The 1,886-nt window shown below is 40.0% G+C and carries 2 protein-coding genes; one reads left to right on the top strand and one right to left on the bottom strand.

Features of this window, described 5'->3' with window-relative positions; genetic code table 11:
• Nucleotides 1-171: 171 nt before the first annotated feature.
• Nucleotides 172-456 (bottom strand): hypothetical protein, encoded by a 285-nt coding sequence (locus F6K49_RS44865; RefSeq protein ID WP_293108532.1) that lies wholly within the window; start codon nt 454-456, stop codon nt 172-174.
• 821 nt (nt 457-1,277) lie between these two features.
• Between F6K49_RS44865 and F6K49_RS44860 the strand changes: the two genes are divergently transcribed.
• Nucleotides 1,278-1,808, top strand: a complete 531-nt coding sequence (locus F6K49_RS44860) for a hypothetical protein (protein ID WP_293108529.1) — start codon at nt 1,278-1,280, stop codon at nt 1,806-1,808.
• Nucleotides 1,809-1,886 lie beyond the last annotated feature (78 nt).

The following is a 1,886-nucleotide window of genomic DNA, read 5'->3' as shown; positions in this document are numbered from 1 at the left end:
TCACCAAAGAAAGAACTTTGGAAACAAAACCCTCGAACAGATTTAGCCCGTATAAAAAATTCTCATCTTTGCCTGCATCTCTAAGTTTTTGGAAGAGTTGTCTTAACCGCCTCATAGGAATAGGTTAGTAAAAAGACAGATGATGGTTGATTTTAACACTTCCACGGCGCATTAACCTAACAGATTAGTCAATCTCGTGGTTGCCTTTCCCTGAGGCCACCTCCGATGTTCAACTATCGCAATCTCTATGACTTCATAAAGCCAAGACAATCGGCAAGAGGAAGGGCGTTGCTGATTCATGCAATGATTGAGGGTAATTGGTAATTGGTAATTGGTAATTGGTAATTGGTCACTGATCCCACTACACTTGACGAAGTTCCTTAGTTCACTAGCCCCAGAGGGAGAATAGACCGGAAGAGGGGTCAGAGGGGAGAGATTAACCATGATCTTTGTCACAAAAATTTACAAATTGACATTGGGGGTGGATCAAGTTTTAGTAAACATATAGTAAAGATTTCATTAAAGTTTCCTTTAAGTTGATTAGGGTGACATATATACCCGAGATTTCCTTGTCAGTTTACTCAAGATTACGTGAAGATTGTGTGAAATTTGTCTAAATTTGGTAATTCTGTGAAAAAAGTATGAATAAAATGTGAATGTAGAAAAGAAATGTGAGTTTCGCTTGACAACTACCCCTTGAATTTACTAGATTGCCTTTTGTAGATGAACAAAGTTTCACGTTCAAGATCATCAGCGTGAAATATAACTTCATAAACCAAACAGCCAAACCAATCCAACTTTGGATTAGTCTTTTTTGAAAGAATCAAAGAGGGTAACTATGCTCAAGCTAGTGATTTTATTGTTTCCGCTGACTGAGCCAGTTTTTTGAATAGAACTTGTAACTAGTTCACGCTAGACGCCATCGGCTTTATGGCGAATCGGGCTGAGTCGATCTACTTGCTCTCGATCAGCTCAGTAGATAGCCACATAGAAACTCTAGATAAAAACTCTAGAATATTTTTAAATTCAGGTGCTCATCTGTTTCGGTGTCTAAGTGTTTGGGGATTTACTTCAGACAACAGAAAAGTTTTCTGTCTAAAGACAGAGGAATTTAAAAAGGGTTTGTATTTGTTGTTGCAACGAGCCTGAAATAGGATCAATCTTTCACGCTCATCTGCGCTTAGTCTATTTAGGCAAGGCTCTGGTATTGTGAAAAATTAGGTGTAACATTAGGTTTCACAACAGCATCAACTTTGAAAAAATCATCCGACATACTCATGAACATACCATTAGGAAAGCGGAAGCCATCGCCGCGTTCTCTAATCCAGCTTTTTACTAAGAGCTTTTCAGGGGTGCTTAGGAAATTGAACCTAAAAGCAGTAGGTTTAAAACCCACTGACGACCCTAGCCATTGCTGGCAGTGCTGTGGGTTAACTATCTCGAACAGATTGCTTAGGGGTCTTAGATCTGACACCTCCGACACTGGTGTTGGCACTGAAGGCATTGAACAGGATAGCAGCTATTTCCGGAATGATGTGCTATCGTCAAACTTATCAGTCTCGGTGGGAGCAAAAAAAACGGAAATTATCTTACTGCAAGGGATGTTCAATCTCCTGAAAGTCTTCTGTGACATAACTCCAAGCACTGATATGCCCGCATTACAAGGGAATCATAGGAGGCTGATTGGCAAAATTCTACCCCACTGGCAAGTATTTAGGTTGGTAATCGATATCAAAGTCAATTCTGTTCTAGTCCAGCAGTTTTTAAATCCATTGTGGCCAATGACCACGGTGGGATCTGTTGAGTAAGTTAGCCTCAATAGATCCCACCGATTAATCCTTGGATTGAGAGTTTGTTATTGTTCCCCATGGTAGTTTGTAGCAGCA

The organism is Moorena sp. SIO3I6, from assembly GCF_010672095.1.
The sequence above is the reverse complement of the archived record's forward strand: the minus strand, read 5'-3'. Positions and strand labels throughout refer to the sequence as shown.

What these genes read in the sequence shown, in the direction of transcription:
- F6K49_RS44860 (WP_293108529.1), top strand. Translation starts at nt 1,278, where the DNA reads ATGAACATACCATTAGGAAAGCGGAAGCCATCGCCGCGTTCTCTAATC.